1 protein-coding gene is annotated in these 1,831 nt (G+C 22.2%); it reads right to left on the reverse strand.

All coding sequences use genetic code 11. The features are described 5' to 3' along the window. Positions 1-335 precede the first annotated feature (335 nt). Positions 336-1,460, reverse strand: a complete 1,125-nt coding sequence (locus tag VK998_RS10235; RefSeq protein WP_325228033.1) for a hypothetical protein — start codon at positions 1,458-1,460, stop codon at positions 336-338. Positions 1,461-1,831: the final 371 nt, after the last annotated feature.

Consider the following 1,831-nt stretch of genomic DNA (forward strand, 5'->3'; position numbering starts at 1 on the left):
ATAGCCATTCTATCGATAAACGTCATATTTTTAGTATATGGGGCTATATTTTGCATTATTATTTTATATTTATGTTTCTACATAGAAAATAAAAAAGATAGCAGAAATTAATCTACTATCTCAATAAAAAATAATACGGATTGGATTAAAAAAGTGTTTTTCTTTTTTAAGACAAGCCTAAGACAAAAGATGTTTTTCTTTTGGCTTAAATCTTTTAATCTTTTGTTTTTATATTTATATATTAAAAGAATTTCTTTCTTTACGAACTTGGATTTAAATCCTAGTAATATCAATGGTTACAGGATTTGCTTGGGAAGTTATTTCTCCCAAAATTATTATATATTTTTATTATTTAACCATCTAATTAATAAGTTTCTTTGTCTTCTACTAGGAATATATATGTTTATAGGTTTCCCTTCTCTTATTCTAGATCTCCATATCCATTGTAGCATTTCTGATAATGCATATAATTCTTCATCAATTATTACACCACGTAATTCAAAATATTTAATATAATCTGGACTTATAAATCTATTACAGCAATAAGCTAAATTATAAGTATGTTTATATTCATTTGTTGCTCTTGCATTACAAGCTAAAAACCCTTTTGTATATCCTTTTCCTTTTAAATGTTTTTGTATGTTTTTAAAAGTTGTCCATATTATTGTATCAGAGACTGCATTAACTTGATGCTGAAAATAATTGTATATATTATTTTTCAATTTATCTCTAAGTTTAGATTTTTTCCTTAACCAATTTAATGATAATGCAGTTTTTCTATCTCCTATATTATTTAAATTACCTTCATAAATATTAATTAATTTTTTATATTTTGTTTTATCATAAGGTTTTTTAGTATCAAATGGAATCATATTATAATCCTGTATTGTATATTTATCATATTGAATTTTATTCATTTTAAAATAATGTTGCATCATAGATGATTCAAATAAATATGTAAGGATATAAATATCTTTAAATGCATTAAAAGCATTGGTTGAAAAATTCCATGCTAAAAATTGTATCTTTTTAGTTTGTTTTATTTCTATAACTGTTCCATTTTTACATAACCTTTTAAAATAATCAAATTGTCCTTCATATTCATCATCAAGCCAATTTACTATTTTATCAGAATTAATTTGTATTACTTTGTTTTTTATTAATAAATCATAATCTTTGTTGGTTATATCAAACATATCTACTACATCCATTGATTCATCAAGTATAAGCGTATATTCTCCAGCATTAATTAAATCTATAGTTTCCTCAGTGCATGTTTTGAATAATGCATGTGTAGTAGCTATATTATAATCATTAACTAATAAATCATGTAAATTCTCTAATTTTCCCTCACCTAAGTGTCTAGGTTCTTTAAAATCTGGAATTTCTTCTAATACTCTTTGTATTTCTGATAAAAATGGTGTAATATAAATATATTTTGTATTTCTATTATTTTTCATATAGTTAATAAAATAGGTTGATTTCCCTGTACCCATAAGACTGTCTACTACTTTTATTCTAATAAATATCTCCTCCTTTTTTTTGTATTATATTTTTATATTTGTATTTTAAACTAAATCAATAAAATCATCTCCTTACAAATAAACATAATCCCTCTATATATAATAGTATCACAAATATACTATATTGTCAAATGGTTTTTATATTTGTACTTTATTATAATATAAAAAAATATTAGCACATTAAATGCTAATATTTATATTTCCAATTTTTAATATCTTTATAGTCTTTATATACATAATTTAGCTCAATATCTTTAATAATATCTATATCTCTTTTTACTTTCTCTATATTTGTACTTACTATGAGT

It is taken from the genome of Schnuerera sp. (assembly GCF_035459645.1).
Taxonomy (GTDB): domain Bacteria; phylum Bacillota; class Clostridia; order Tissierellales; family Tepidimicrobiaceae; genus Schnuerera.

What these genes read in the sequence shown, in the direction of transcription:
- VK998_RS10235 (WP_325228033.1), bottom strand. Translation starts at nt 1,460, where the DNA reads ATGAAAAATAATAGAAATACAAAATATATTTATATTACACCATTTTTA.